At 59.9% G+C, this 24,001-nt stretch carries 27 protein-coding genes; 17 read left to right on the forward strand and 10 right to left on the reverse strand.

Going from position 1 to position 24,001, the window contains the following annotated elements; all coding sequences use genetic code 11:
* Positions 1-280: 280 nt before the first annotated feature.
* The 5 genes from ftnA (at position 281) to REA38_RS11810 (ending at position 3,687) form a co-directional block, all read left to right on the forward strand.
* Complete coding sequence (gene ftnA / locus REA38_RS11790; protein ID WP_025302449.1) at positions 281-799, forward strand: non-heme ferritin; 519 nt, start codon at positions 281-283, stop codon at positions 797-799.
* A gap of 292 nt (positions 800-1,091) precedes the next feature.
* Positions 1,092-1,508 carry a CopC domain-containing protein YobA gene (gene yobA, locus REA38_RS11795; protein ID WP_046686875.1) on the forward strand — a complete coding sequence of 139 codons (417 nt, stop codon included), beginning with the start codon at positions 1,092-1,094 and terminating at the stop codon, positions 1,506-1,508.
* Between the two features lie 2 nt (positions 1,509-1,510).
* A complete protein-coding gene (copD, locus tag REA38_RS11800; RefSeq protein ID WP_049196534.1) occupies positions 1,511-2,392 on the forward strand; it encodes a copper homeostasis membrane protein CopD in 882 nt (293 codons plus the stop codon).
* A gap of 69 nt (positions 2,393-2,461) precedes the next feature.
* Positions 2,462-2,803 (forward strand): YebY family protein, encoded by a 342-nt coding sequence (locus tag REA38_RS11805; protein ID WP_025302452.1) that lies wholly within the window; start codon positions 2,462-2,464, stop codon positions 2,801-2,803.
* Between the two features lie 479 nt (positions 2,804-3,282).
* Positions 3,283-3,687: a hypothetical protein gene (locus tag REA38_RS11810; RefSeq protein ID WP_308885927.1), complete on the forward strand. Its 405-nt coding sequence runs from the start codon at positions 3,283-3,285 to the stop codon at positions 3,685-3,687.
* On the opposite strand, the gene REA38_RS11815 is transcribed toward REA38_RS11810, so the two are convergent.
* Both REA38_RS11815 and REA38_RS11820 read right to left on the reverse strand, forming a co-directional pair.
* Entirely contained in the window at positions 3,684-3,902 is a 219-nt protein-coding gene (locus REA38_RS11815; protein ID WP_101426799.1) for a hypothetical protein, read from the reverse strand. The genes REA38_RS11810 and REA38_RS11815 overlap by 4 nt on opposite strands.
* Before the next feature lie 43 nt (positions 3,903-3,945).
* On the reverse strand, positions 3,946-4,125 hold the full coding sequence (locus REA38_RS11820; protein ID WP_308885928.1) for a hypothetical protein: 180 nt from the start codon (positions 4,123-4,125) through the stop codon (positions 3,946-3,948).
* A 292-nt stretch (positions 4,126-4,417) separates the two neighbouring features.
* Between REA38_RS11820 and REA38_RS11825 the strand changes: the two genes are divergently transcribed.
* The 5 genes from REA38_RS11825 (at position 4,418) to REA38_RS11845 (ending at position 7,453) form a co-directional block, all read left to right on the forward strand.
* Positions 4,418-4,768 carry a DUF4377 domain-containing protein gene (locus REA38_RS11825; protein ID WP_060438790.1) on the forward strand — a complete coding sequence of 117 codons (351 nt, stop codon included), beginning with the start codon at positions 4,418-4,420 and terminating at the stop codon, positions 4,766-4,768.
* A gap of 183 nt (positions 4,769-4,951) precedes the next feature.
* On the forward strand, positions 4,952-6,151 hold the full coding sequence (gene fabV, locus REA38_RS11830; RefSeq protein ID WP_033638117.1) for an enoyl-ACP reductase FabV: 1,200 nt from the start codon (positions 4,952-4,954) through the stop codon (positions 6,149-6,151).
* A 227-nt stretch (positions 6,152-6,378) separates the two neighbouring features.
* Positions 6,379-6,597, forward strand: coding sequence for a hypothetical protein (locus REA38_RS11835; RefSeq protein WP_033646423.1), 219 nt, complete (start codon positions 6,379-6,381; stop codon positions 6,595-6,597).
* A 171-nt stretch (positions 6,598-6,768) separates the two neighbouring features.
* A complete protein-coding gene (locus REA38_RS11840; RefSeq protein WP_308885929.1) occupies positions 6,769-7,074 on the forward strand; it encodes a hypothetical protein in 306 nt (101 codons plus the stop codon).
* A gap of 43 nt (positions 7,075-7,117) precedes the next feature.
* Positions 7,118-7,453, forward strand: coding sequence for a hypothetical protein (locus REA38_RS11845; protein WP_060387588.1), 336 nt, complete (start codon positions 7,118-7,120; stop codon positions 7,451-7,453).
* A 37-nt stretch (positions 7,454-7,490) separates the two neighbouring features.
* Here the strand turns inward: REA38_RS11845 and dcuR are convergent, their stop codons facing one another.
* The 3 genes from dcuR to REA38_RS11860 form a co-directional block, all read right to left on the reverse strand.
* Positions 7,491-8,210, reverse strand: a complete 720-nt coding sequence (gene dcuR, locus REA38_RS11850) for a two-component system response regulator DcuR (protein ID WP_033638121.1) — start codon at positions 8,208-8,210, stop codon at positions 7,491-7,493.
* Entirely contained in the window at positions 8,203-9,816 is a 1,614-nt protein-coding gene (locus tag REA38_RS11855) for a sensor histidine kinase (protein ID WP_049235096.1), read from the reverse strand. Before REA38_RS11855 ends, dcuR begins: the two co-directional genes overlap by 8 nt.
* 125 nt (positions 9,817-9,941) lie before the next feature.
* The gene (locus REA38_RS11860) at positions 9,942-10,784 is read right to left on the reverse strand and encodes an aldolase (protein ID WP_308885930.1); all 843 of its coding nucleotides are present in this window, start codon (positions 10,782-10,784) and stop codon (positions 9,942-9,944) included.
* Between the two features lie 484 nt (positions 10,785-11,268).
* On the opposite strand from REA38_RS11860, the gene REA38_RS11865 reads away from it, so the two are divergent.
* From REA38_RS11865 to REA38_RS11885, 5 genes are all read left to right on the forward strand, one after another.
* On the forward strand, positions 11,269-12,198 hold the full coding sequence (locus tag REA38_RS11865) for a sugar ABC transporter substrate-binding protein (RefSeq protein ID WP_033638124.1): 930 nt from the start codon (positions 11,269-11,271) through the stop codon (positions 12,196-12,198).
* A gap of 75 nt (positions 12,199-12,273) precedes the next feature.
* Positions 12,274-13,758: a sugar ABC transporter ATP-binding protein gene (locus REA38_RS11870; protein ID WP_103772735.1), complete on the forward strand. Its 1,485-nt coding sequence runs from the start codon at positions 12,274-12,276 to the stop codon at positions 13,756-13,758.
* A 15-nt stretch (positions 13,759-13,773) separates the two neighbouring features.
* A complete protein-coding gene (locus REA38_RS11875; protein WP_025160279.1) occupies positions 13,774-14,814 on the forward strand; it encodes an ABC transporter permease in 1,041 nt (346 codons plus the stop codon).
* 64 nt (positions 14,815-14,878) lie between these two features.
* Positions 14,879-15,799, forward strand: a complete 921-nt coding sequence (locus tag REA38_RS11880) for a sugar ABC transporter substrate-binding protein (RefSeq protein WP_033653836.1) — start codon at positions 14,879-14,881, stop codon at positions 15,797-15,799.
* Between the two features lie 139 nt (positions 15,800-15,938).
* The gene (locus REA38_RS11885) at positions 15,939-16,703 is read left to right on the forward strand and encodes an SDR family oxidoreductase (RefSeq protein ID WP_047568012.1); all 765 of its coding nucleotides are present in this window, start codon (positions 15,939-15,941) and stop codon (positions 16,701-16,703) included.
* Between the two features lie 29 nt (positions 16,704-16,732).
* Here the strand turns inward: REA38_RS11885 and lhgO are convergent, their stop codons facing one another.
* The 5 genes from lhgO to metQ form a co-directional block, all read right to left on the reverse strand.
* The gene (gene lhgO, locus REA38_RS11890) at positions 16,733-17,923 is read right to left on the reverse strand and encodes an L-2-hydroxyglutarate oxidase (RefSeq protein ID WP_308885980.1); all 1,191 of its coding nucleotides are present in this window, start codon (positions 17,921-17,923) and stop codon (positions 16,733-16,735) included.
* Positions 17,923-18,642 (reverse strand): FadR/GntR family transcriptional regulator, encoded by a 720-nt coding sequence (locus REA38_RS11895; RefSeq protein ID WP_033653838.1) that lies wholly within the window; start codon positions 18,640-18,642, stop codon positions 17,923-17,925. The genes lhgO and REA38_RS11895 overlap by 1 nt, the downstream gene beginning before the upstream one ends.
* Complete coding sequence (locus tag REA38_RS11900; protein ID WP_308885931.1) at positions 18,639-20,594, reverse strand: TRAP transporter permease; 1,956 nt, start codon at positions 20,592-20,594, stop codon at positions 18,639-18,641. Before REA38_RS11900 ends, REA38_RS11895 begins: the two co-directional genes overlap by 4 nt.
* A 13-nt stretch (positions 20,595-20,607) precedes the next feature.
* The gene (locus REA38_RS11905; protein WP_033638131.1) at positions 20,608-21,642 is read right to left on the reverse strand and encodes a TAXI family TRAP transporter solute-binding subunit; all 1,035 of its coding nucleotides are present in this window, start codon (positions 21,640-21,642) and stop codon (positions 20,608-20,610) included.
* Between the two features lie 185 nt (positions 21,643-21,827).
* A complete protein-coding gene (metQ, locus tag REA38_RS11910; protein ID WP_060426322.1) occupies positions 21,828-22,643 on the reverse strand; it encodes a methionine ABC transporter substrate-binding lipoprotein MetQ in 816 nt (271 codons plus the stop codon).
* Between the two features lie 236 nt (positions 22,644-22,879).
* On the opposite strand from metQ, the gene REA38_RS11915 reads away from it, so the two are divergent.
* On the forward strand, positions 22,880-23,398 hold the full coding sequence (locus REA38_RS11915) for a hypothetical protein (protein WP_308885932.1): 519 nt from the start codon (positions 22,880-22,882) through the stop codon (positions 23,396-23,398).
* Between the two features lie 147 nt (positions 23,399-23,545).
* Positions 23,546-23,971, forward strand: coding sequence for a universal stress protein (locus REA38_RS11920; protein WP_033638134.1), 426 nt, complete (start codon positions 23,546-23,548; stop codon positions 23,969-23,971).
* Positions 23,972-24,001: the final 30 nt, after the last annotated feature.

Raw genomic sequence — 24,001 nt, forward strand, 5'->3', positions numbered from 1 at the left:
GGCAAGCCCGTAGCACCGCCGCGGCGGACGATATTTTCCAAAAAGTAATGCAATCTATTTATTCTTTTAAATAAGAATGATTCGCTTTTTGATTAAAATAAAAGATGGGAATAATTATCATAATAATTAGCGTAAATCTCTATGTGTTTTTATGTATTTGATTTTAAGTAAATAAATAATTAATATTGATCGGGTGTAAATAAGGTGTTTTTATTTTTACGGCAGCAGGGCATAATGCGCGGAAATTAAATTCATGACCTGCAAAATAAAAGGAATCATTATGCTGACGCAAGAAATGACTCAAAAGCTGAATGAGCAACTGAATCTGGAGTTTTACTCCGCGAACCTGTACCTGCAAATGAGCGCATGGTGCAGCGATAAAGGCTTTGAAGGCGCCGCCGCATTTCTTAAAGAGCACTCTCAGGAAGAGATGCAGCATATGCAACGCCTGTTCGACTACCTGAGCGACACCGGCTCTTTGCCGCTGCTGGGCAGCATCGCCGCGCCGCCGGTGGCGTTCGAATCGTTGGCGGACGTGTTCCAGCAGACCTACGAACACGAACAGCTGATCACCCGTCAGATCAACGAACTGGCGCACGCCGCCATGACCGCACACGATTATTCCACCTTCAACTTCCTGCAGTGGTACGTGGCGGAGCAGCACGAAGAAGAGAAACTGTTCAAATCCGTGCTGGATAAGCTGGCGCTGGTGGGCACCAGCGGCAAAGGCCTGTTCTTCATCGACAAAGATCTGAAGAAAATGGGCGCGATGGGCCAGGGCGGCAACGGCCAGGCTTAATTCGCACCAGAATATCGAAAAACCGCGCGCGGGCGAGCCTGACGCGCGGTTTTTTTTACCCTGCGTTTATCGCGGCTATGCGGCGATACGTGCTGCCGGATCGCAAAATGCCAGTGATGCGCTCGACTTGCCGCAGCGCGGTCGTTATGATTTACCGCGATACGCTACAGGGATGGTAGAGTCAAAACAGCGGGTTAGCCGATACAACCCGTTTTTCTGTTTACCCGTGGCGCAATCATTTGCGGTGGGTTGGGGCCGCTGATACATCGCCTTGGCTGTGGCCTTAACCCTTATGACCCTCTTTATACTGTTAAGGGATACCACTGTGATCGGTAAAATTCGTTCCTCCTGTCGCCTGCTTTCCACCGTTTTCGTCCTGTTCGTCGGCCTGTCTTCGCAGCAAGCGCTGGCGCACGCCCACCTGAAAGTGGAAACGCCGAAGGCCGACGCCAGCGTCAGCCCGGCGCCGAAGGCGCTGACCCTCAGCTTCTCCGAAGGCATCGAGCCGAACTTCAGCGGCGTGAAAATCACCGGCCCAGACAACGCCGTGGTGAAAACCGGCAAACTGCAGCTCGATCCGAACAACAACACCCAGGTCAATGTGCCGATCGAAGGCGAGCTGAGCGCGGGCAAATACAACGTCAGCTGGCATGTGGTGTCGGTCGACGGGCATAAAACCAAAGGCCAGTACAGCTTCACCGTAAACTGATCGTGAGTCTGGCGACCCTGTTCGTTCTGTGTCGCTTGGTGCACTTTGCGGCGGTGATGCTGATGTTCGGCATCAGTCTGTTCACCGCCTTATTGTCACCGCAGCGCCTCTCCCCGATCCTCTCCCGCGATGTGCGCCCGCTGCTGCTTGCCGGCACCTGGATTGCCGGGCTTTCCGCCGTGGCGCTGCTGGCCATTCAGGCCGGGCAAATGGGCGACGGTTGGGAAGACGCCTGGCGGCTGGAGGTCTGGTGGGCGGTGCTCGGCACCACCTTCGGCGAAGTGTGGCGCTGGCATCTGGGCCTGTCGCTGTTGGCGATCCTGAGCCTGCTGCTGCCGGAACGGCCGCGTGCGCAGGCGTTGGCGCTGTGCTCGGTACTGCTGCTGGTGAGCCTGGCGTTTATCGGCCACGCGGCGATGCACGAAGGCGCGCTGGGCGCGCTGCACCGCGCCAACCATGCGGTACACCTGCTGGCCGCCGGCTACTGGTTCGGCAGCCTGGCGCCGCTGCTGGTTTGCCTGCGCTACCTGCAGCCGCCGCAGTGGCGCAGCGACGCCATCACCACGCTGATCCGTTTCTCGCGCTGGGGGCACCTGGCGGTGGCGGCGGTGATCGTCACCGGTATCGTCAACAGCCTGATCATTCTCGGCGGTTGGCCGCTCAACCTAAGCTCGCCTTATCAGCGCCTGCTGCTGATTAAAACCGCGCTGGTGGCGCTGATGGTGATGGTGGCGCTGGCCAATCGCTACGCCATCGTGCCGGCAATGAGCCGCGTGCCGGCGCTAGCGCAGCGCGGCGTGGTGCTGGCCTGCTGGCTCGAAGTCGGGTTGGGGGGGGCGGTGCTGCTGCTGGTCAGTTTATTTGCAACCTATGCGCCGGTTTGACATTTCAGCTTGCCGCAACCGGGCAAGCTGCGGGAAAATCGACGTGAATAGCAACCTTAAGGCCAACACATGAAATCGGTATTACTCGGCATTACGCTGCTGGCAACCGCGACCGGCGCGCTGGCGGCAGACAAACTGGTGAACATCACCAAACTGGAGTACGGCAAACAGTGGGCGTTCACCAAGGAAGAAGTGACGCTGCAGTGCCGCAGCGGCGGTGCGCTGTTCGTGCTCAACAACAGCACCCTAATGCAATACCCGCTCAACGACGCAGCGGAGCAGCAGGTGAAAAAGGGCCATCAGCGTGCGCAGCCGCTGGAGGTGCTCCTGCTGGACGACCCTGCCGAACCGGGGAAAAAAATGAGCCTGGCGCCGTTTATCGAACGCGCCGAGAAGCTGTGCGCTGACTAACCGCTTGTTTGCCAACGCCTTGCCCAACGTGCGCGGATTGATGCGCATTTGCCGCATAGTTATTTCGTCACGAAACTATCACGCGGCCGCCGGGCGGCTGGCAAAACTGGCGCGGTAGGCTACTCTTAAAGTGCACGGCTGAACAAGCCCTGCATTAAATGCCAACTTTTAGCGCACGGCTCTCTCCCAAGAGCCATTTCCCTAGACCGAATATAGGAATCGTATTCGGTCTTTTTTTGTGTGATTGATTTATAAGGGAATTCCACTTAAAGCGCCAATAAAACTTCGGTTTCTCTTTCCAGTCGTAACACCTCAGCTCCTCACTCCCCATCCGCACATATCGCTAATTTAGCCGCACCAAAAGTCATTACGTCATTTATGGCGCTGATAAGCTCCGGTCATTGCTCCCATCACCGGTTAAATGAGAGTGGCATTATGGGGAATATCAAGGCATTAAGCGTTATAAAAGGAAACCTGTGTTGAACGATCGGTTGAGCCAGTTGAAGAGGGTGTTGCCCGCCTATCTTGAGGCGTGGCGTGAGGGCGCTTTACCCTCTGACTGGGGGCAGGTGGCTAATCCTGAAGTGGTTGCCGCCCTGTTGGCGGAGTGGGAGGCGCTGAGCGAATTGGCGTCGCTGTTCGAAACCGCGACTGAAACCCCAACCGATCCCGCCGCGTTTTGGCAGGCGCGCGCCGAGCTGATGGCGCAGCGCAATCGTGAGCTCAGTGCCCAACTGGCGACGCCAATCCGTTTGCCCGGCGCACGGGTAGCCTTCTTTGGCTATGTGAAAACGGCGGTGATGGACGCCAGGCAGGTGAAGGCGGCAATTCGCGATGCCGGTTTTACCATTGCGGGCGACGACCAAAGTGAGAACACGACTTAACGCGGCTTCTTCTCAAATTTCTCGGCAAAAAAGAACCGCAGCAATTTATGGGTCCACAGCAGGATGGCGCCGACCACCACCAGCGAGACGACGAAATGCGACAGGTTTTTCGGCGCGGCGTAGCCGTGAGTAAAAGAAACCCCGGCGCCGTTGAGCAGCAGGGTGGCGATCCAAAAGCCGAGTAGCAGGCATAAGGTACGGAACAGTTTAAACATCGTTATCACCGAAATACTGAAAGTACCGACCGAGCGGAGAGACTCAGCCGGAGCTCTGATTAGTTAAAACAGCTGAGTGTGAGCAGGTATTGCTGCCTTTATTGCTGTTGCTGTTGTTCTTGTTGCCACCGTTGTTGTTGACGCGGCCGTTGCTGACGCGGTTGTCGGAAAAGTTACCGGCACCGGCGATCAGGTGGAAGTATTTAGCCTCGATCTCTTGCATAAAACTCCCTCTTTATCGATACGGTTAAATAGCGTAAAGCTTGCGCAAGCCAACTGTTTTTAACAGAAAAAACAGCGGGGATAATTACCGGTTCGGATAAGAACAGGGGATTTATTTGCAGGTATTTACCAGGCTGATAAGCGTGCCGGAGATTGATATTCCTGCGTGAGTCATTTCGCTTAACAAGACGTTCTTTACGATGAATGGCGCCGCCACCGGCGCGCAGCAAGGTTCAATTCACCCAGCCAATTTGTTAGGATCGCCCGACCTACATGACTATTGGTGCAGTACATTGAAAATTAAAGCGTTGTTATTTGTTGCGTTGGCCGCACTGGCCGGCTGCAGCCAGGAGGGAACCTCGATGAATCAGCCCGCAAACGAGAAAGACGGCCAAACGGAAGTGTTGCTGGTGAACAGCGCGCTGGTGGACTGCGTGGGCGTCGCCCCGATGAAGTGCATGCAGGTGCGCCGCTCCGCGCAGCAGCCGTGGGAGTTGTTCTATACCGGCATCGAAGGTTTCACCTTCGAACCGGGCTATCAGTATCGGCTGAAAGTGCGCGTTACTCCGGTAGAGAACGTGCCGGCCGATGCCTCATCGCTGCGTTACACGCTGATTGAGCAGTTGGAAAAGAACAAGGCGTGACCCTCGACAGGCCGGGTAATCGCAATCCGGCCTGCCATGATTATCCCTTTACCATCATGACATGCCTCGGCGGTGGGCTTGCCGACTGGTCTGTTCACTGCGCTTGTTTTCGCACTTTCTTAAGTATATTGAGAAAATCAGGTATATTGTCCTTCGGTTTTTAGCTACCAAGAAAAAATTACTATGATTATCAAACCTAAAATTCGTGGTTTTATCTGCACCACCGCTCACCCGGCAGGCTGTGAAGCCAACGTCCGTGAGCAAATCGCCTACGTTAAGTCGCGCGGCGAACTGAAAAACGGGCCTAAAAAGGTGCTGGTCATTGGTGCATCCACCGGTTACGGTCTGGCCTCGCGCATCAATGCCGCTTTCGGCAGCGGTGCGGCCACCATCGGCGTATTTTTCGAGAAGCCTGGCAGCGAAGGCAAAACCGGTTCCGCCGGTTGGTACAACTCCGCCGGTTTCGACAAGGCAGCTAAAGAAGAAGGCCTGTACGCGAAAAGCATCAACGGCGACGCATTCTCCAACGAGTGCCGTCAGACCGTGATCGATCTGATCAAAAAAGACCTGGGTCAGGTTGACCTGGTGGTTTACTCGCTGGCTTCGCCGGTGCGTAAGATGCCGGAAACCGGCGAAGTGGTGCGTTCCGCACTGAAGCCGATCGGCGAACCGTACAAATCCGTCGCGCTGGACACCAACAAAGACGTGCTGGTTGAAGCCGTGGTCGAGCCGGCCAACGAGCAAGAAATCGCCGACACCGTGAAGGTGATGGGCGGCCAGGACTGGCAACTGTGGATGGACGCGCTGGACGAAGCGGGCGTGCTGGCGGATAACGCGCAGTCTGTCGCTTACTCCTACATCGGCACCGATCTGACCTGGCCAATCTACTGGCACGGCACGCTGGGCAAGGCGAAAGAAGATCTGGATCGCGCGGCGCACGCCATCAACCAGAAGCTGCAGGCCAAAGGCGGCGCGGCTTACGTTGCGGTGCTCAAGTCGGTGGTGACTCAGGCTTCCTCTGCCATTCCGGTGATGCCGCTGTATATCTCCATCGTGTTCAAAATCATGAAGGAGCAGGGCATTCACGAAGGCTGCATCGAGCAGATCCAGCGTCTGTTCGCCACCAAGCTGTACAGCGGCGCGGCGCCGGACACCGACGAAAAACACCGCCTGCGTCTGGATGACTGGGAACTGCGCGACGAAGTGCAGGAAACCTGCCGTGCCATCTGGCAGCAGCTGAACGACAACAACATCAACGAACTGACCGATTACCAGGGCTACAAGGCGGAATTCCTGCGCCTGTTCGGCTTTGGTCTGCAGGGCGTTGACTACGACGCCGATCTGAGCGGCGAAGCCAACTTCGACGTGATCGAGCTGGTCTAAGCGCGTCGAGCGGTCAAACAAGGTCGGGTTAGCCCGGCCTTTTTTATTGCCTGCGAATTATCGGGTGGCTAAGCGAAAATGTTTATTTTGGGTTAACAGACGAACCGGGTGATTAACATCGGCAGTCGGATGGTGAAATAACGGCGGTTATTAAACTAAAGAAAGTCATTTTTTTATTTACCCTTGCCGCCGGCTGCGGGTATTTTATTTCCTTTAAGGAGGAAATTATGACATGGCGTTATTGTGCCACGGTATCGTTGTTTTTGTTGAGCGGCTGCAGCGCGATTCAGCCGACGTCGACGTCCCCAGACTGGTCTCAGCCGCAGCCTGCCACGCGGGAGCAGCGGCAACGCATCATGGCGGGTGAGTCCGCCTCCTCGGTATTACATGAAGGAAACGTCGGCATTGGCGGCACCTTTGATGGGGCGAAAATATTCGATCGTTAAGCCGCTAAATATATTCAGCCAAATTAATGCGCGCATTCTGCCGATATTGTCGGAGGGTTTACCTTTCCTGCGTTATTCTGCCGTGGCCCAACCATTCATTGCGTTAACAGACAATTCGTTTTCCTTATAGGGAACCGCCGGTTTATTTCGGCGTAATCAAAGGAGTTGCCCATGGCGAAGGAGATGGCCGCGATCTTTCTCTTGCTGTTGCTGCCGTTAAGCCAAAGCGCCGGCGCGGCGCGTTACGACAGGCCGTGCGAAGGCGTGTCGCCGGTGCTGTTTCAAAAGCGCCCGAAAGCGTTGGCGCAGGATTTGCGGCAGGAAATGAGTGAGGAAGCGACGCCGACAGAGCGCGATGCGGAGGAGCTGGCGCGCTTGGCGGAGTGCGGTATCGAGCCCGGCAAAGCGCCCGTCACCGGTGGGCAGCGAGCGCCGCATTCCGAGGAAAAACCGCCGGCATCGCCAAACGGTTGTTGAACCGGCGTGCGCGCAGAGTCAAGCGATGTAAAAGGAGTCATTGATGAAAAGGATAGTGTTGGCCGGTGCGGCCTTGTGTAGCTGCTGCTTCGCGCAGGCGCGGGTGGATTTGGAATACCATGCGGCGCCGCCGAAGGACAGTAAGGTCACCGAGGAGTACCAGAAAAAGCGCGACGCATTGCGCCACAAGGTGTGGAATGTCGATAACCTGACGCTGGCCAACGAGCAGGCGATTGCGCGCGAACAGCAGCGCGAGGCGGCAGAGACCGCCGAGCGGCAGCAGCGGAACCTGGAGCAGCAGCAGAAAAAGCAGCGCTGCCTGCGGAGACACTCGAAAGATCCTCACCGCGAGGCGAAGTGTTACACGCACAGCTTCTAACATTTATCGTCCGGGCGCCATCAGCGCCCGGCGTCGTTTAGGCCGGGCGGCAATGCTCTTTCAGCATGGCGATCGCGTCCGGTTTCAGCTGATACAGATAGACCGGGCGGCCGGTGGCGCCGTACAGAATACGGGTGCCGAGAATGCCGCTCTCCGCCAGATAGATGAGGTACTTGCGGCAGGAGACCCGCGAAATGCCGATGGCGTTGGCCAGATTGTCGGTGGAAAACTCGTTATCGTGCTGCTGTTCGATCCACTCGCAGACCGTGCTCAGGGTGATGCTGGTCAGCCCCTTCGGCAGCTTTTTGCTCTCCTGGCCGCCGGGCTGGCGGCGCAGCAGGCTGTCGACGTCGGCCTGCGAAAACTCGCGCTGCGCCAACAGCTGCGACTGCTGCCGGTAGTGGCTCAGCGCCTCCTTGAAGCGGCTGAACTGGAACGGCTTGATCAGATAATCCACCACCCCGTAGTGCAGCGCTTTTTGCACCGTGTTCACGTCGCTGGCGGAGGAGATGATGATCACGTCGGTCTTCTCGCCCAGTTCGCGCAGGCCGGGCAGCAGATCCAGCCCGTTCTCCTGCTGCATGTAGATATCCAACAGCACCAAATCGATGCTGACGCCGGCATCGGCCAGCAGCGCGCGCGCCTGGCTCAGAGTGGCGACCGTCGCCTGGCAGTGAAAACCGCCGACCTGGCTCAGGTAGTATTTGTTCAGCTCCGCCACCATCGGGTCGTCGTCGACAATCAGTACGTTAATCATGAGTTCTGCTCTTGGCCTGATAGGGAAGGTGCACGAAAAATTGAGTCAGTTCGCCCGGTTCGGACTCGAAATCGATGCTGCCGCCCAGTTTCTCCAGATGGCTGCGGATCAGCGCCAGGCCGATGCCACGTCCGGTTCCCTTGGTGGAAAATCCGTGTTCGAAGATGCGCGCGCCGATCGCCGGATCGATGCCGGGGCCATCGTCGCTGACGATACAGTGTAATTGATCGTCGTGATGATGGAAGCTCAGGCCGATCTCGTGGCCCTCAACGCCGTCGATGGCGTCGATGGCGTTTTCGATCAGGTTGCCGAGCACGCTGATCAGCACGTGGGTGGTTTCCGCATCGTCGGTTTCCGGCAGCAGGCTGGTTTCTTCGATGGTCAGTTCAATGCCGGCTTCGTGGGCGCGGCTGATCTTGCCGATGAAGAAGCCCGCCACTTCCGGCGAGTGGATCTTGCGCAGCAGTGCGCCGATCTCTTCCTGATAGTTGCTGGCGGTGTTGATGATGTAGTTTTCCAACTGCTGATAGGCCTTCATGTGCAGCATGCCGAGTATCACATGCAGCTTGTTCATAAATTCGTGCGACTGCACCCGCAGCGCATCGGCGTAGTGCGCCATGCCGCTCAGCCGCTGCAGCAGGCGGCTGACCTCGGTCTTGTCGCGGAAGGTGGCGATGGCGCCGGTCACCTGGCCGTTGACGATCACCGGCACGGTATTGGTCAGCAGTTCGCTGCCGTTGAAGCCTATCTGCCGATCGCGCAGCGGTTGGCCGCTGGCCAGCACCTCCGCCAGATGCAGCTGCGCCGGCCAGTGCTTGCTGGCGGCTTCCAGCAGCAGGTTTTCCACCGGGCCGCTCTGGCGCAGCAGGCGCTTGGCTTCGTCGTTGACGATGGTGATGCGGGATTCGTTATCGACCGCGATCACGCCTTCTTTAATCGACTGCAGCATGGCGTTGCGCTGTTCGAACAGGTTGGAGATTTCGTAAGGCTCGAAACCCAGCATGATGCGCTTGAGCGCGGAGACCAGGAAGAAGGTGCCCAGGCTGCCGACCAGGGCGGCGAAGGCGATGGTCCAATAGATGATCCAGCGGCTCTCCGCTACCACCCGCTGCACGGTGTCCAGCGCGATGCCGAGCGCCACCACGCCGATTTGCTGTTTCTGCGCGTCATACACCGGCACGAACACCCGCAGCGCCGGGGCCAGCGTGCCGCGGTTGATGGCACTGTTGACGTGGCCTTGCAGCGCGGGCGCCAGATCGTCGCCGATAAAATGCTTGCCGATCAGCCAGGGTTTGGGGTGCGAATAGCGGATGCCCTGCATATCCACCACCACCACGAACAGCAGCTCGTTTTGATGGCGCACCTGCTCGGCGAAGCGCTGAATGGCGCCGCTTTGGTCACGCTGCTGCAGGCCGTCGACCACGGTGCTGGAGAGCGCCAGCGTATTGGCGACGGCGATGGCTTTCTGCTGCAGCTGATCTTGCCCCTCGCGGCTCATCTGCACGAAAAACAGCGCGAACACCACCAGCAGCACCGAAGCGATGATGGCGGACACCATAAGCGTGATGGAGGTGCTCAGCTTGAGCGGCACCCGTTGTTTTGGCATGGCGGTTCTCCGAATGGCGATATCACGGCGTATTCTAGCGAGGAATGAGGCAAGCTGCAGTTACCGGCAGCAGGTTATAGCATGCTGCCGGGGAGCGGGGGGCTTATTTTAGTTACAAAAGCGGGTCACTGCTGGCGGTAGATCTCCAGCGCCTGTTGGCCGCTGGCGCCCTGATGGATGATTGCCATCAACGCGCGCACCACCTGCGACGGATTGCTGTGTTGATAGACGTTGCGGCCGTAAACCATGCCGGAGGCACCCTGGGCCATCAGCGCGGCGGATTTCTCCAGCACCGGCCCCAGCTCCCCCTTGCCGCCGCCGCGCACCAGCGTCGGGCAGCGCGCCGCTTCCACCACGCGGTGGAAATCGTCCACCCGATCGGTCGGGTCGGCCTTGATGATGTCGGCACCCAGTTCGCGCGCCAACCGCACCAGCGGCACGATCTTCTCCACGTCGCCGAGCGAGCCGTAGGCGGCGCCCTGGCCGGCCGGCGCCATCACCAGCGGTTCGATCATCAGCGGCATGGCGTAGCGATTGCAGGCGTGGCGCAGGCGGCCGATGTTCTCCACGCACTGGCGGAAAATGCCGGGCTCATCCGGGATCATATACAGATTGACCACCACCGCGGCGGCGTCCATTTGCAGCGCCGCCAGGATTGGCGCCTCCGGATTGTGCAGCACTGCCCACATCTCGCGGTGGCGGGCGGCGTTATAGGCGTTGCCGACGTCGGTGCGCATCACCAGCGCCGGTTTTTCGCGCTGCGGCGCGCGCTGCAGCAGATCCGCCTGGCCGTAGTTGACCTGAATGGCGTCGGGGCGCGCGGCGATCAGGTTGCCCATCACCCGTTCGATATCTTCCAGGCCGATCAAGAAATCCGGTTCGTTGGCGATGCCGTGATCGATCGCCACGTCCAGGCACTTGCCGTTGTTGAACAGGCGGTTCATCCGCACCTTGCTGCTGAGCTGCATGTCAGGTCCTCCTGAGATAGGGATATGTCCATTATTGCCGAGTAAGGATGGTCGGGAAACGCGGAAACCGCAAACTGCGCGGCCGCTCGCAGTTTTTGCCGGCGCACGAAAGGGGAACGCTCGCCAGCGGCTTGCACTTCATTTGTTAGATCCGTGTCATGTTTTTGTTAATAAGCCATTCCAAAATGCATGTTTCGCTTGTTTGAGTTAAAAAGTTTCAATAATCTAAATTATGAAATAAACATTTAAAAAAGCGGTAAGGACGCCGTTTGTTGTGCCAGGGGTTTATTTCAATTGGTTGTTTTTAATCTATTTTTATACATCGATCACCATTTTTACAACGGCCTTGATACGGCGATAACACGGTAAATTCGCCGTATCAAAGGGATAACACCGACCGTATTGTTGTTTGAATGTAAAAAATATTTTTCATTATCTGTCAACCAACAGACCTCTTCATTCTAACGATTAAAGGGTAACGAACATGAAGCTGAAGAAACTGATCGCCGCCTCGGTACTGATGTGCATGCTGCCGGCCAGCGTGCTGGCGAAAGACATCAAGATCGGCGTTTCCATGGCTTACTTCGATGACAACTTCCTCACCATTCTGCGCCAGTCGATGCAAAACAAAATGAAGGCCGACGGCAACGTCAGCGGCCAGTTCGAAGACGCCAAGGGCGACATCGCGCAGCAAATTCAACAAATCGAAAACTTCGTCAGCCAGGGCGTCGACGCCATCATCCTCAACCCGGTGGATACCCAGGGCGTCAAGCCGATGATCAAGCTGGCCGAGAAGGCCAAGATCCCGCTGGTGTTCGTCAACCGCAAGCCGGAAGTGGCGCTGCCGGCCGGCATGGCCTACGTCGGCTCCGACTCCAAGCTGGCCGGCAAGCTGCAGATGGAGGAACTGGCCAAGCTGATGAACGGCAAGGGCAACGTGATGATCCTGATGGGCGAGCTGTCGAGCGAAGCCACGCGCGACCGCACCCGCGGGGTGGAAGAAGTGGCGGCCAACTACCCCGGCATCAAGATTATCGATAAGCAAACCGCCAAGTTCTTCCGCAAAGAGGCGGTAGACGTCACCACCGACTGGATTTTGTCCGGCCAGCAGATCGACGCCATCGCCTCCAACAACGACGAAATGGCCATCGGCGCTATTTTGGCGCTGAAGCAAGCCAAGAAATCCGGCGTGCTGGTGGCCGGCGTTGACGGCACGCCGGACGCGCTGGAGTTCATCAAGAAGGGCGATCTGGCGCTGAGCGTGTTCCAGGACGCCAAAGGCCAGGGCGAAGGCGCGGTGCAGACCGCCGTTCAACTGGTGAAAGGCGAGAAAGTGGAGAGCAACGTGCTGATCCCTTACCAACTGATCACCCAGGCCAATTACCAGCAATTCGCCGATAAAAACAAGAAATAAGCCTTGAAGCCCGCCGCGGGCGCCGGTGTGGGGCGCGTGCGGCGGAAAACGTGGGTCAGTGCGGAGGTAAGCGGTATGTACCCTTATGTTCTTGAGGCCGAAGGCATCAGCAAGCAGTTCCCCGGCGTCAAAGCGCTGGATAAGGTCTCGATTAAAATCAAACCCGGCAGCGTGCACGCGCTGATGGGGGAAAACGGCGCGGGCAAATCGACGCTGATGAAATGCCTGATCGGCATCTACCACCCGGACGAAGGCTCGATAAAAATCAAAGGCCGGCCGGTCACCTTCAGCGACACGCTGCAGGCGCTGCATTCGGGCATTTCCATGATCCACCAGGAGCTGAACCTGGTGCCTTACATGACGGTGGCGGAAAACATCTGGCTGGGGCGTGAGCCGGCGCGGCTGGGGTTCGTCAACCACGAACAGCTGAACGAACAAACCCGCGAGCTGCTGGCGCGGCTGAACATCAAACTGCAGCCGGACACGCTGGTGGGCGAGCTGAGCATCGCCAATCAGCAGATGGTGGAGATCGCCAAGGCGGTGTCCTACAACGCCGACGTGCTGATCATGGACGAACCGACCTCGGCGCTGACCGAAGGCGAAGTGGTGCACCTGTTCGCCATCATCCGCGAGCTGCGCGAGCAGGGCAAAGGCATCATCTATATCAGCCACAAGATGGACGAGATCTTCGCCATTACCGACGAAGTGAGCATTTTCCGCGACGGCACCTTCATCGCCTGCGACAAAACCGAAAACCTGACCAAACAGTCGCTGATCACCATGATGGTGGGGCGCGAACTGACGCAGATGTTCCCCAAATTCAACAACAATATCGGCGAGGAAGTGCTGCGGGTGGCGGGGCTGCGCCGCAGCGGCTGGTTCCATGACGTGTCGTTCAGCGTCAAGCGCGGCGAGATCCTCGGCGTCGCCGGGCTGGTGGGCGCCGGGCGCAGCGAAGTGATGGAAAGCCTGTTCGGCATGCACCCGGCGGACGGCGGCGAGATCTTTATCGAAGGCCAGACGGTGAAGGTGGATTCCCCGGCGAAGGCGATCGAGAGCGGGCTGGCGTTCCTCACCGAAGACCGCAAGAAATCCGGCCTGTTTCTGGTGCTGTCGGTGGTCGAGAACATGAGCATCGTCAACCTGTCGGAATACATCGGCAAGAACGGTTTCGTCAGCCATGTGCAGATGGCCAAAGACTGCATGGATCAGATTAAAAAGCTCAACATCAAAACGCCGACCATGGATCAGATCATCAATAACCTCAGCGGCGGCAACCAGCAGAAGGTGCTGATCGCGCGCTGGCTGCTGGCGCAGCCGAAAATCCTGATCCTCGACGAACCGACGCGCGGCATCGACGTGGGGGCGAAAGCGGAAATCTACCGCCTGATCAGCGAGCTGGCCAACCGCGGCGTCGCCATCATTCTGGTCTCCTCCGAGCTGCCGGAGATCCTCGGCATGAGCGACCGGGTAATGGTGATGCACGGCGGCCGCATCACCGGCATTTTGGACAAAGACGACGCGGACCAGGAGAAGATCCTGGCGCTGGCCTCAGAATAACGAAGGGTGAACATCATGAGTAACGTAAAGATTGAGAAGCCGCTCTCCGCCGATTCAACGGGCAAGGGAACGCTGTTCTCCGGGCTGAGCGGCAAAATGCCGAAGGATACCGGCATCTTCATCGTGATGATCGGCATCGCGCTGATCTTCGAAATCCTCGGCTGGTACATGCGCGATCAGTCGTTCCTGCTGAATCCGAACCGCCTGCTGCTGATCGTGCTGCAGGTGGCGATCATCGGCATCATTGCGGTGGGCGTCACCCAGGTGATCATCACCACCGGCATCGATCTCTCCTCCGGCTCGCTGATTGCGCTGACCGCGGTGGTGGCGGCCAGCCTGGCGCAGACCTCGGACAGCATCTCGCCGATGTATCCGGGGCTGCTCGATCTGCCGGCGGCGATCCCGATCGGCGCGGGGATCGGGGTGGGCATCGTCTGCGGCTTTATCAACGGCTTCCTGATCACCCGCACCGGCATTCCGCCGTTCATCGCCACGCTGGGGATGATGGTGTCGGCGCGCGGCCTGGCGCAGTACTACACCAAGGGCAACCCGGTCAGCTTCCTGTCGGACGGCTTCACGTCGATCGGCCAGGGCGCGATGCCGGTGATCATCTTCCTGGTGATTGCGGTGATCTTCCATATCGCGCTCAAGCACACCCGCTACGGCAAATACATCTACGCCATCGGCGGCAACATGACCTCGGCGCGGGTCTCCGGCATCAACGTCAACAAGTACCTGGTGACGGTTTACACCATCGCCGGCGGCCTGGCGGGGTTGGCGGGCGTGGTGCTGGCGGCGCGCGTCAGCAGCGGCCAGTCGAGCATGGGGATGTCGTATGAGCTGGACGCCATCGCCGCGGCGGTGATCGGCGGCAGCAGCCTGATGGGCGGCGTCGGGCGCATCACCGGCACGCTGATCGGCGCGGTGATCCTGGGCCTTATCAAAAGCGGCTTCACCTTTATCGGCGTCGACTCTTACATTCAGGACATCATCAAGGGCGTGATTATCGTCGCCGCCGTGTCGATCGACATGCGGCGCAACCGCAAAAAACACTGATTGCCGTGAATTGCCGCCGGCGCCAGGGTTGGCCGGCGGCTTTTTTTTACTTGGGGGGCACATCATGAACTACCTGAAAGGGCTGTGGCTGGCGGTGGCGCTGTGCGCGTCTACCCCGGCATGGGCGCAAACCATCGGCGTGTCGATGGCCTATTTCGACCAGAATTTCCTCACCATCATCCGCCAGGCGATCGACAAGGAGGCCAAGGCGCGCGGCATCACCGTGCAGTTCGAGGACGCGCGCGGCGACGTCGGCCGCCAGACCGATCAGGTGCAGAGCTTTATCAGCGCCGGGGTGGACGCGATTATCGTCGATCCGGTCAACTCGGCCAGCACGCCGGTGATGACCAAAATGGTGCAGGCCGCCGGCGTGCCGCTGGTGTACGTGAACCGCACGCCGGGCGATGCCAAACTGCCGCAGGGCGTGGTGTTCGTCGGCTCCGACGAGCGGGAATCCGGCACGCTGCAGATGGAAGAGCTGGCGCGGCTGGCCGGCTATCAGGGCAACGTGGCGGTGATGATCGGCAACCTGACCGACGCCGGCGCGCTGCAGCGCACCAAAGACGTGGAGCAGGTGGTGAGCAAGTACCCGAAAATGAAGGTGGTGCAGAAGCAGAGCGCCAACTATTCACGCAGTGAAGGCATGGATCTGATGATGAACTGGCTGACCAACGGCGAAGCGATCGACATCGTCGCCGCCAACAACGACGAGATGGCGATCGGCGCAATCATGGCGCTGCAGCAGGCGGGCAAGGCGGACAGGAAAGTGCTGATCGGCGGCATCGACGCCACGCCGGACGGCCTCAAGGCGCTAGCCTCCGGCAAGATGCAGGTCACGGTGTTCCAGGACGCGGTCGGCCAGGGCAAAGCCTCGGTCGATGTGGCGCAGCGCATGATCAACGGTGAAAAGCTCGAACCGTATTACTGGATCCCGTTCGAGCTGGTGACGCCGGCCACGATGCAGAAGTATGCGGCCAGGCCGTGAGTTAACCGTCAGATTCGCGTTGCCGGGGCGCTGCTTGCAGCGCCTTTTTTATTGGCGTCAGTTACATGTCCGCTTGCGGCCAGCGCGGCGCCGGATCTTGCTTCACACTGAGGATCTATAAACCGTGTGAGGATGAGCGATGAACGCATTAAACGGCAAGGTGGCGGTGATCGGCGGCGCCAGTTCGGGGATCGGCAAAGCGGCGGCGCTGCTGTTCGCCCGCCAGGGGGCTGCGCTGGTGTTGGGCGCGCGGCGCGAGCCGCTGTTGGCGGAGCTGGTGGAGGACATTCGGCGCGAGGGCGGCCGGGCGCTTGCGGTGGCGGGCGACGTGCGTGACGAAGCCTTCGCCGAACGGCTGACGGCGACGGCGGTCGACGAATTCGGCGGGCTGGATATCGCCTTCAACAACGCCGGCACCTTGGGGCCGCTGGGGCCGTCGCTGGCGTTGAGTGCCTCAGAGTGGCGCGAGGTGTTGGAAACCAACCTGTCCAGCGCCTACTACGGCGCCAAATATCAAATCCCCGCCATGCTGGCGCGCGGCGCGGGCTCGGTGATTTTCACCTCCACCTTCGTCGGCCACACCGCGGCGTTTCCCGGCACGGCGGCCTATGCGGCCGGCAAGTCGGGGCTGATCGGCCTGACGCAGGCGCTGGCGGTGGAATTCGGCGGGCGCGGCATTCGGGTGAACGCGCTGCTGCCGGGCGGCACCGATACGGCGATGGGTCGGCAGATGAGCCATACCCCGGAGGCATTGGCGCAGGTGGCCGAACTGCACGCGCTGAAGCGGCTGGCGGTGCCGGAGGAGATCGCGCAGGCGGCGCTGTATCTGGCGTCTGACGCAGCTTCATTCGTCACCGGCACCGCGATGCTGGTGGATGGCGGGGTGTCCATCCAGCGCGGCTGAGGCCACGGGCGCCGTGGCCTCAGTGGGCGTCAGAAAGCGGACAGGTGGCGGCGCACGATCTCGCGGCCGATCTCCAGCGAGGCGGTCGCTGCCGGAGAGGGGGCATTGCATACGTGCAGCGAGCGTTGGCCCTGCACGAAGTGGAAGTCGTCCACCAGCTTGCCGTCGGCGGTCAGCGCCTGGGCGCGCACGCCGGCCGGGCCGGGGCGAATATCCTGCTCCTGCAGCGCCGGGATCAGCCGACGGGCGTTCTCGGCAAAGCGGCGGCGCGACAGCGAACGGCGCATTTCCGCCAGCCCTTCGCCGAGGTAGTTGCCGGCGATTTTCCAAAAGCCGCGATAGCCGAGCACCTCGCTCAGATCGCGCAGGCTGAAGTCGCATTTGCGGTAGCCTTCGCGTTTGAAGGCCAGCACCGCATTGGGGCCGACGTCGCGCTTGCCGTTATACATACGGGTAAAATGCACGCCGAGGAAAGGGAAATCCGGGTTGGGCACCGGGTAGATCAGATGGTTGACCAGGTGGTTTTTCGCGTCGTCCAACACATAGTATTCACCGCGGAACGGCACGATCTTCATGCCGGTTTCGTAACCGGCCAGTTTGGCGATGCGATCGCTGAACAGCCCCGCGCAGTTGATCAGCAGTTTTCCCTCGAAGGTATCGCCGGCGGCGGTGACGGTGACGCCGCCGGCGTGTTCGCGGATGGCCTCAACCTGATGGCCGTAGGCGATCTCGCCGCCGCGCCGCACGATGATCTCCGCCAGCTTGGCGGCCACCTCCGCGTAGTTGACGATACCGGCATCGGGCACCAGCAGCGCTTCAAGGCCATTGACGTGCGGTTCGCGCTCCCGCAGCTGCGCCTGCGACAGCCGGGTGACCTGCAGGCCGTTTTGCAGGCCGCGCTGATAGATGTTCTCCAGCTGATCCAGTTCGTTTAGCTGGGTGGCGACAATCACCTTGCCGCATTGGTCGTGATACAGGTCGTGTTCGCGGCAGAAGGCGAACATGCTGCGGTTGCCCTGTTTTGCCAACTGCGCTTTCAGGCTGCCGGGCGTGTAGTAGATGCCGGAATGCACCACGTTGCTGTTGTGGCCGCTTTGGTGCGCCGCCGGGCCGCGCTCTTTTTCCAGGATCAGAATGCGCCGCTGCGGATCCGCTTCCTGCAGCGCATTCACCACGCCGAGCCCCACCAGGCCGGCACCGATAACGATCGCGTCGTACATCACGGCTCTTGCTCCTCGTTTTCCAGGCGGCGTAATTTGCCGCGTACGTTGTTCAGATGGCTTTGCATGGCGGCGGTGGCCGCCGCCGCATCGCCGTCGCGAATGGCGATAAATACCCGCTCATGTTCGTCGATCACCCGCTGGCGCTCGGCCTGCCGCCCTAGGTTTTTGCTGAGCGAGTACACCAGCACCCCCAGATACAGCTCGTGCATGTTATCGAGGATCTGCACGAAAAACGGGTTATGCGAAGCCTGCATGATGGCGCGGTGGAACAGGTAGTCCTGCCGATAGCCGATCTGGCCGTCGTTGAGCGTACAGTCACGAAAGGCGAGGTGCGCCTGTTCGATCGCCTGCAACTCCTGTTCGGTGCGGCGCTCGGCGGCCATGCGCGCCGCCTGCTGTTCCATGACTTCGCGCATTTCCAGCAGCGCTTCCACCTCGCAGCGGTCGGCTACCTCCATCACCAGCGGTTCGTATTTGCTCAGCAGCGAATGCTGTTCCACCCGGTGGCCGCCGCCCTGGCGTGAGGAGATGATGCCGCTGACCTCCAGCACGCCGAGCGCCTCGCGCACCGGCACCCGGCTGACGCCGAACGCGTCCGCCAACACGTTTTCCGACGGCAGCTTCTCGCCGACCGGAAAGGTGCCGTCGTTGATGCCGGCTTTCAGCTGCGCCAGCACCTGATGAGAGGCTTTCTGGCGCGTGACCTTGCGGATCATGACGCGCCTCCCGGCAGCGCGGCGCGCTGTTTATAGCGCAGTAGGTGCATGGCGGCGGCGGCGGCGATCAGGGCCGCGCCGCCCAGATCGGTCATCAGGCCCGGTTTGATCAGTAAAATCGCCGCCGCGGTAAACAGCACCCGCTCCAGCCAGTGGGTCTTCATCAGCCAGAAATTGGCGCTGGCGATCGACAGGGCGTAGATCCCCACCAGCGCGCTGATCACCATATGCAGCACCGACAGCGGGTTGAGATCGTCGCCCTGCATCAACAGCATCGGGTTGTAGACCAGAATGAACGGGATGATAAAGCCCGGCAGCGCCAGGCGCACCGCGTCCCACGAGGTTTGCATCGGATCGGCGCGGGCGATGCTGGCGGCGGTGTAGCTGGCCAGCGCCACCGGCGGCGTGATGTTGGACAACGCGCCGAACCAGAACACGAAGAAATGCGCCGCCAGCGGCAGCACGCCGGCTTTGATCAGGATCGGCGACACGGTCACCGCCACCACGATGTAGAGCGCGGTCGAGGGTAGCCCCATGCTGAGCACGATGCACACCAGCATCACCACCAGCAGGATCATCCACAGGGTGTTGTCGGTCATGGCGACGATGTTGAACGCCAGCGTGGAGCCGATGCCGGTCATGGTCACCACGCAGATGATCACGCCGATGGCGGCGCAGGCGATGGTGACCTGGATCGAGCCGCGCGCCGCGTCGTTCAAGGCCAGCGCGATTTTTTTCGGCGTCATGCGCACCGAACTGTCGGGGGTGAGCCAGCTGGCGACGATGATAGAAATGATGCCGAGGAAGCCGGCATAGATCGGCGTTTTGCCCAGCAGCAGCGTGCCGATGACGATGACGAGCGGCAGCAGCAGCAGCCCGCGCGCCTTCAGCACCGCGCGCACCTGAGGGATGTTCTCCTTGTTGATGCCCTTCAGGCCCTGTTTCTTGGCCTCCAGGTCGATAGCCATGATCAGCGCGGCGTAATAGAGCAGCGCCGGCACGATGGCGGCGATGACGATGGTGGTGTATGAGATGCCGAGGAAGCCGGCCATGATAAACGCCGCCGCGCCCATGATGGGGGGCATGATCATGCCGCCGGTGGAGGCGGTGGCTTCCACGGCGCCGGCGAAGCGGGACGACAGCCCGATGCTTTTCATCAGCGGAATGGTGAAGGTGCCGGTGGTGGCGACGTTGGCCACCGCGCTGCCGCTCAATGAGCCGGTCAGTGCCGACGAGATCACCGCCACCTGGGCCGGGCCGCCGCGGCGGCGTCCGGCGGCGGCCAGCGCCAGATCGTTGAACAGCGCGGTTGCGCCGCTGACGCTGAGAAAGGCACCGAACAGAATAAACACCACGATGGCGGTGGAGGCGGTGGACAGGGTGATGCCGAAAATCCCCTCGCTGGTCATGAACAGCCGATACAGCAGGCGTTCCACCGAGAAGCCCCCGTGGCCGAAAATGCCCATGAAGTACTGCCCGAACAGCGCATAGAGGATGGCGAAGCTCGCCAGGCCGGGGATGAAATAGCCGGTGGTGCGCCGCGCGGCTTCGAACAGCACGCCGATACCGATCGCCGCCATCACATAGTCGGTGGCGTTGGGGATGCTCTTGCGCACCACGTGCAGATCGACGTAGTTAACGTAGAAATAGCCGTAGCTGACCAGCGTCAGGATGATGAACAGATAGTCCCAGCGGTTGAAACTGCGGGTGGCGTGCCGGGCCGAGAAAGGGAACAGGATAAAGCCCAGGATCAGAATGCCGCTCAGGAACGTGGTGTTGCGGTAGAACTCCTGCGTGTTGGACAGCGCGTTGGCGTAGATGGCATAGGCGGAAATGGCGATCGCCAGGACGGTCGCCAGCTGCAAATAGACGCCGCTCAGCGGGCGGTTGCCGGCGCCGGCTTCCTTGTCCAGATCGACGGCGGGCTGCGGTGAAGAAGGGTGAGTGCTCATACGTCCTCCTGGGTTAGGGGTTGGCGGCCAGCGCGGCGGCTTCCGGCGGGATCAGATAATCGGGTATCTCGACGCCGGCTTCGCGGTAGTAGCGATAGGCGCCGAGGTGCAGCGGCACGGAAACGCCTTTCAGCGCATTCTCCAGCGAGATGTATTTGGCCGAGCTGTGCACCTGGTGCACTTCCGGCAGGTTCTCGAACATCGTTTTGGTCAGGTCGTACACCAGCTTTTCATCGAGCCGGCTGAGGGCCACCAGAATATTGGGCTGCGCGATGGTGGCGACCGCCTTGGGCTGGCGCGGGTAGGTCTCTGCCTTGATGTCGAAGCGGAACCAGGAGTTGGCGATGGCGTTGATGCTGGCCAGCTGTTCGTCGGTGACTTCCAGGATGCGTGCCGGCACGCCGCTGGCATACATGTCGGTGACGGCGGCGGCCGGCACCCCGGCGGGCAGGGCGCCGCCGTCCAGGCGCCCGTCGCGCATCGCGGAAACCGTGTCGCCGTAGCCGAGGTATTCCGCCGACAGCGACTTTTTGGTCAGGTTGACGCCTTGCAGGATGATCATCGTCGACTGTTCGGTGCCGCTGGCCTGCGGCCCGACGGAAAAGCGCGTGCCGGCGATATCGTTCAGCGTGCCGTCTTTCACCCGGCTTTCCAGCATCACGAAGTGTTCGACGTTGGGCCACAGCATGGAGATGGAGCGCAGATCGCCGTAGGCGCGGCCGTCGAAGTTGCGCACGCCCTGATAGGCTTCGACGGCGATCAGGCTCTGCAAAATCGCCAGCTGCGCCTCGTCTTTTTGCAGCAGGTCGATATTCTCGATCGAACCGGCGGAGGATTGGCCGGTGACCTGTATCCCCTGGCGTTTCAGCCGGTTGCTCCAGACGTTGGCCAACCCGACGCCCATTGGGTAGTAGGTGCCGCCGGTGGAGGCGGTGGCGACGGAGAGGAAGGTTTTATCGGCGTTTTCCGCTTTACCGGCGATGGCCAGCAACGCGGCGCCGACCACGGCACAGGTAACAAGCAACGCTTTGATTTTTCTATTTTTCATCATTTTCCCCAGCGGTTTTTTGAAACAAATAGAAAACATTTACGCAAACTTGTATACAACATGGCAGCTTTATTCACCTAAAGCGCCGTGCTTGATTTGTGATCTGAGTGGGCGAAAATTGAACGGCGCGGCGGAGGGCGGAAATGGAAAACCCGTGGCGGGTGCCACGGGCATGCGGGGGAGGGTTACCAGCCTTTGACGGCGTCGCCCTTGTAGATATCGGCGGCGCTGGCTGCCACTTCGTCGGTCTGATAGGCCTTGACCAGATCCTTCACTTTCTCGCTGTCTTTGTTGTCGATGCGGCTGGCGAAAATGTTGACGTACGGCGAGTTTTTGTCTTCGACAAACAGCCCGTCCTTGGCCGGCGACAGGCCGATCTGGCTGGAATAGTTGGTGTTGATGATCGCCAGCGTCACCTGTTGGTCGTCCAGCGCGCGCGGCAGCTGCGGCGCTTCAATCTCGACGATCTTCAGCTTTTTCGGGTTGCCGACGATGTCCAGCGCGGTCGGCAGCAGGCCGACGCCGTCTTTCAGGGTGATCAGCCCCTGTTTTTGCAACAGCAGCAGCGAGCGTCCCAGATTGGTCGGATCGTTCGGCACCGCCACCTGCGCGCCGTCCGGCAGCTGGCTGAGTGCGGTTATCTTCTTCGAATAGCCGGCGATCGGGTAGACGAAGGTGTTGCCCACCGCCGCCAGCTTGTAGCCGCGCTCCTGCATCTGCTTGTCGAGATACGGCTTGTGCTGGAAGGCGTTGACGTCCAGATCGCCGTTGTTCAGCGCTTCGTTTGGCAGCACATAGTCGTTGAAAGTCACCACTTCCACGTCCAGATCGTATTTCTGCTTGGCGACCTTTTGCACCACCGCCCACAGCGACTGATCGATGCCGGCGCTGATGCCGACCTTGATGTGGTGATCGTCCTGTGCCGTCGGGCCGCAGGCGGTCAGCAGCAGCGTGCCGGCGGCGGCCAGCGCCAGGGTGAGGTTTTTCAGCGTAAATGTCATTTTCCCAGGGTCCTTGTCAACATTGCCTGCTAATTTGGGCGGGCAGAATAGTGGCAGTGACTGTAGGTAATCGCTGGGATAAAACAAAATACTGATTCTCTATGACTCATAGCGATTAGCTATGAGCGGCCGCCGTCTGGCGTGGTGCGGATTGTTTTGACGGCGAATCGGCGGGCTTATTATGATAGCCGTTGGCCCGCGAGGGCAGACTGGGTACTGAAACGAAGGAAAAAACAATGCGATTGAACACTTGGAGCAAGGCGCTGCTGCCGCTGGTGGTGTTGGCCTGCGTCTCGGCGACTCAGGTTCGGGCGGCGGAGAGCGATACCGGGCCGATCCCCAAACAGCTGCTGGGCAACTGGCGCGTCAGTAAAATTGTGCCGACTCAGACCACCGGCTGCTGGGATCAACAGCAGGCGCAGAGCCTGATCGGCGGTAAAATCAGCTATAAGGCGGATGCATTCAGCTGGAACGGCACGGCGCTGAAAAGCGAAGGCGCCACCGTCAGCACCGTAGAAGCGCAGGAGTTCGTCGAGGACAATTCCGGCAGCAGTTCCTACATCGATTTCCCGATGCTGGGCATCAGCACGCCGTCGGTCGAGCGCGTGGCCATTCAGCACACGGATACCGTCATCAAAGGCATCACCGATCAGGGCACCGATGGGGTGCCCGGCGATAACGTGCTGGTGAAAGACGCCAACACGCTGATCCTGTCGCTGTGCAACGTCTGGTTTGAGGCTCAGCGCGAAAAGTAATCTCTCCCTTCCGCCCCGGCAACGGGGCTTCCCCGCCGTTATCTCTCCCGCCGCGCGCGCCGTTTCTGAACTAAAATTAACCATAACGATATGACTCTGACGTGATATCGGAGCCTCGGCTCTACCGAGTCCATGACAGGAGGCGCTATGTGTTACCACCATATTGTCATCGCCACCGATCTGAGCGATGACGGCAAGCGATTGGTCGAAAAGGGGGCGCTGTTAGCGGAGGCGCTGAAGGCCAAACTCTCGCTGATCTATGTGGACGTTCACTACGACACCTACCACGCGGCGATCGGCTTTTCGGAGCACAGCTATGAGGGCGCGTCGTTCGAAGAGAAGATCCGCAAAGAGCTGGAACCCACCACGCAAAACGTCAATTATCCGATCGCGGAAGTGATTATCGGGCGCGGCGGCTTTGTTGACGAACTGCGCACGGCAGTGGTGGACAAGAATATCGATCTGCTGGTGTTCGGCCACCACCACGATTTGTGGAGCAACCTGTTTTCTTCCACCCGCAACGCCATCAACCAGCTGAATATCGACGTGCTGGTGATCCCGATCCGCTCATAAACGCGGGCCACCGCCGGGCAACGATGGCGG

Source organism: Serratia sp. MF1(2023), from assembly GCF_030954545.1.
Taxonomy (GTDB): domain Bacteria; phylum Pseudomonadota; class Gammaproteobacteria; order Enterobacterales; family Enterobacteriaceae; genus Serratia; species Serratia sarumanii.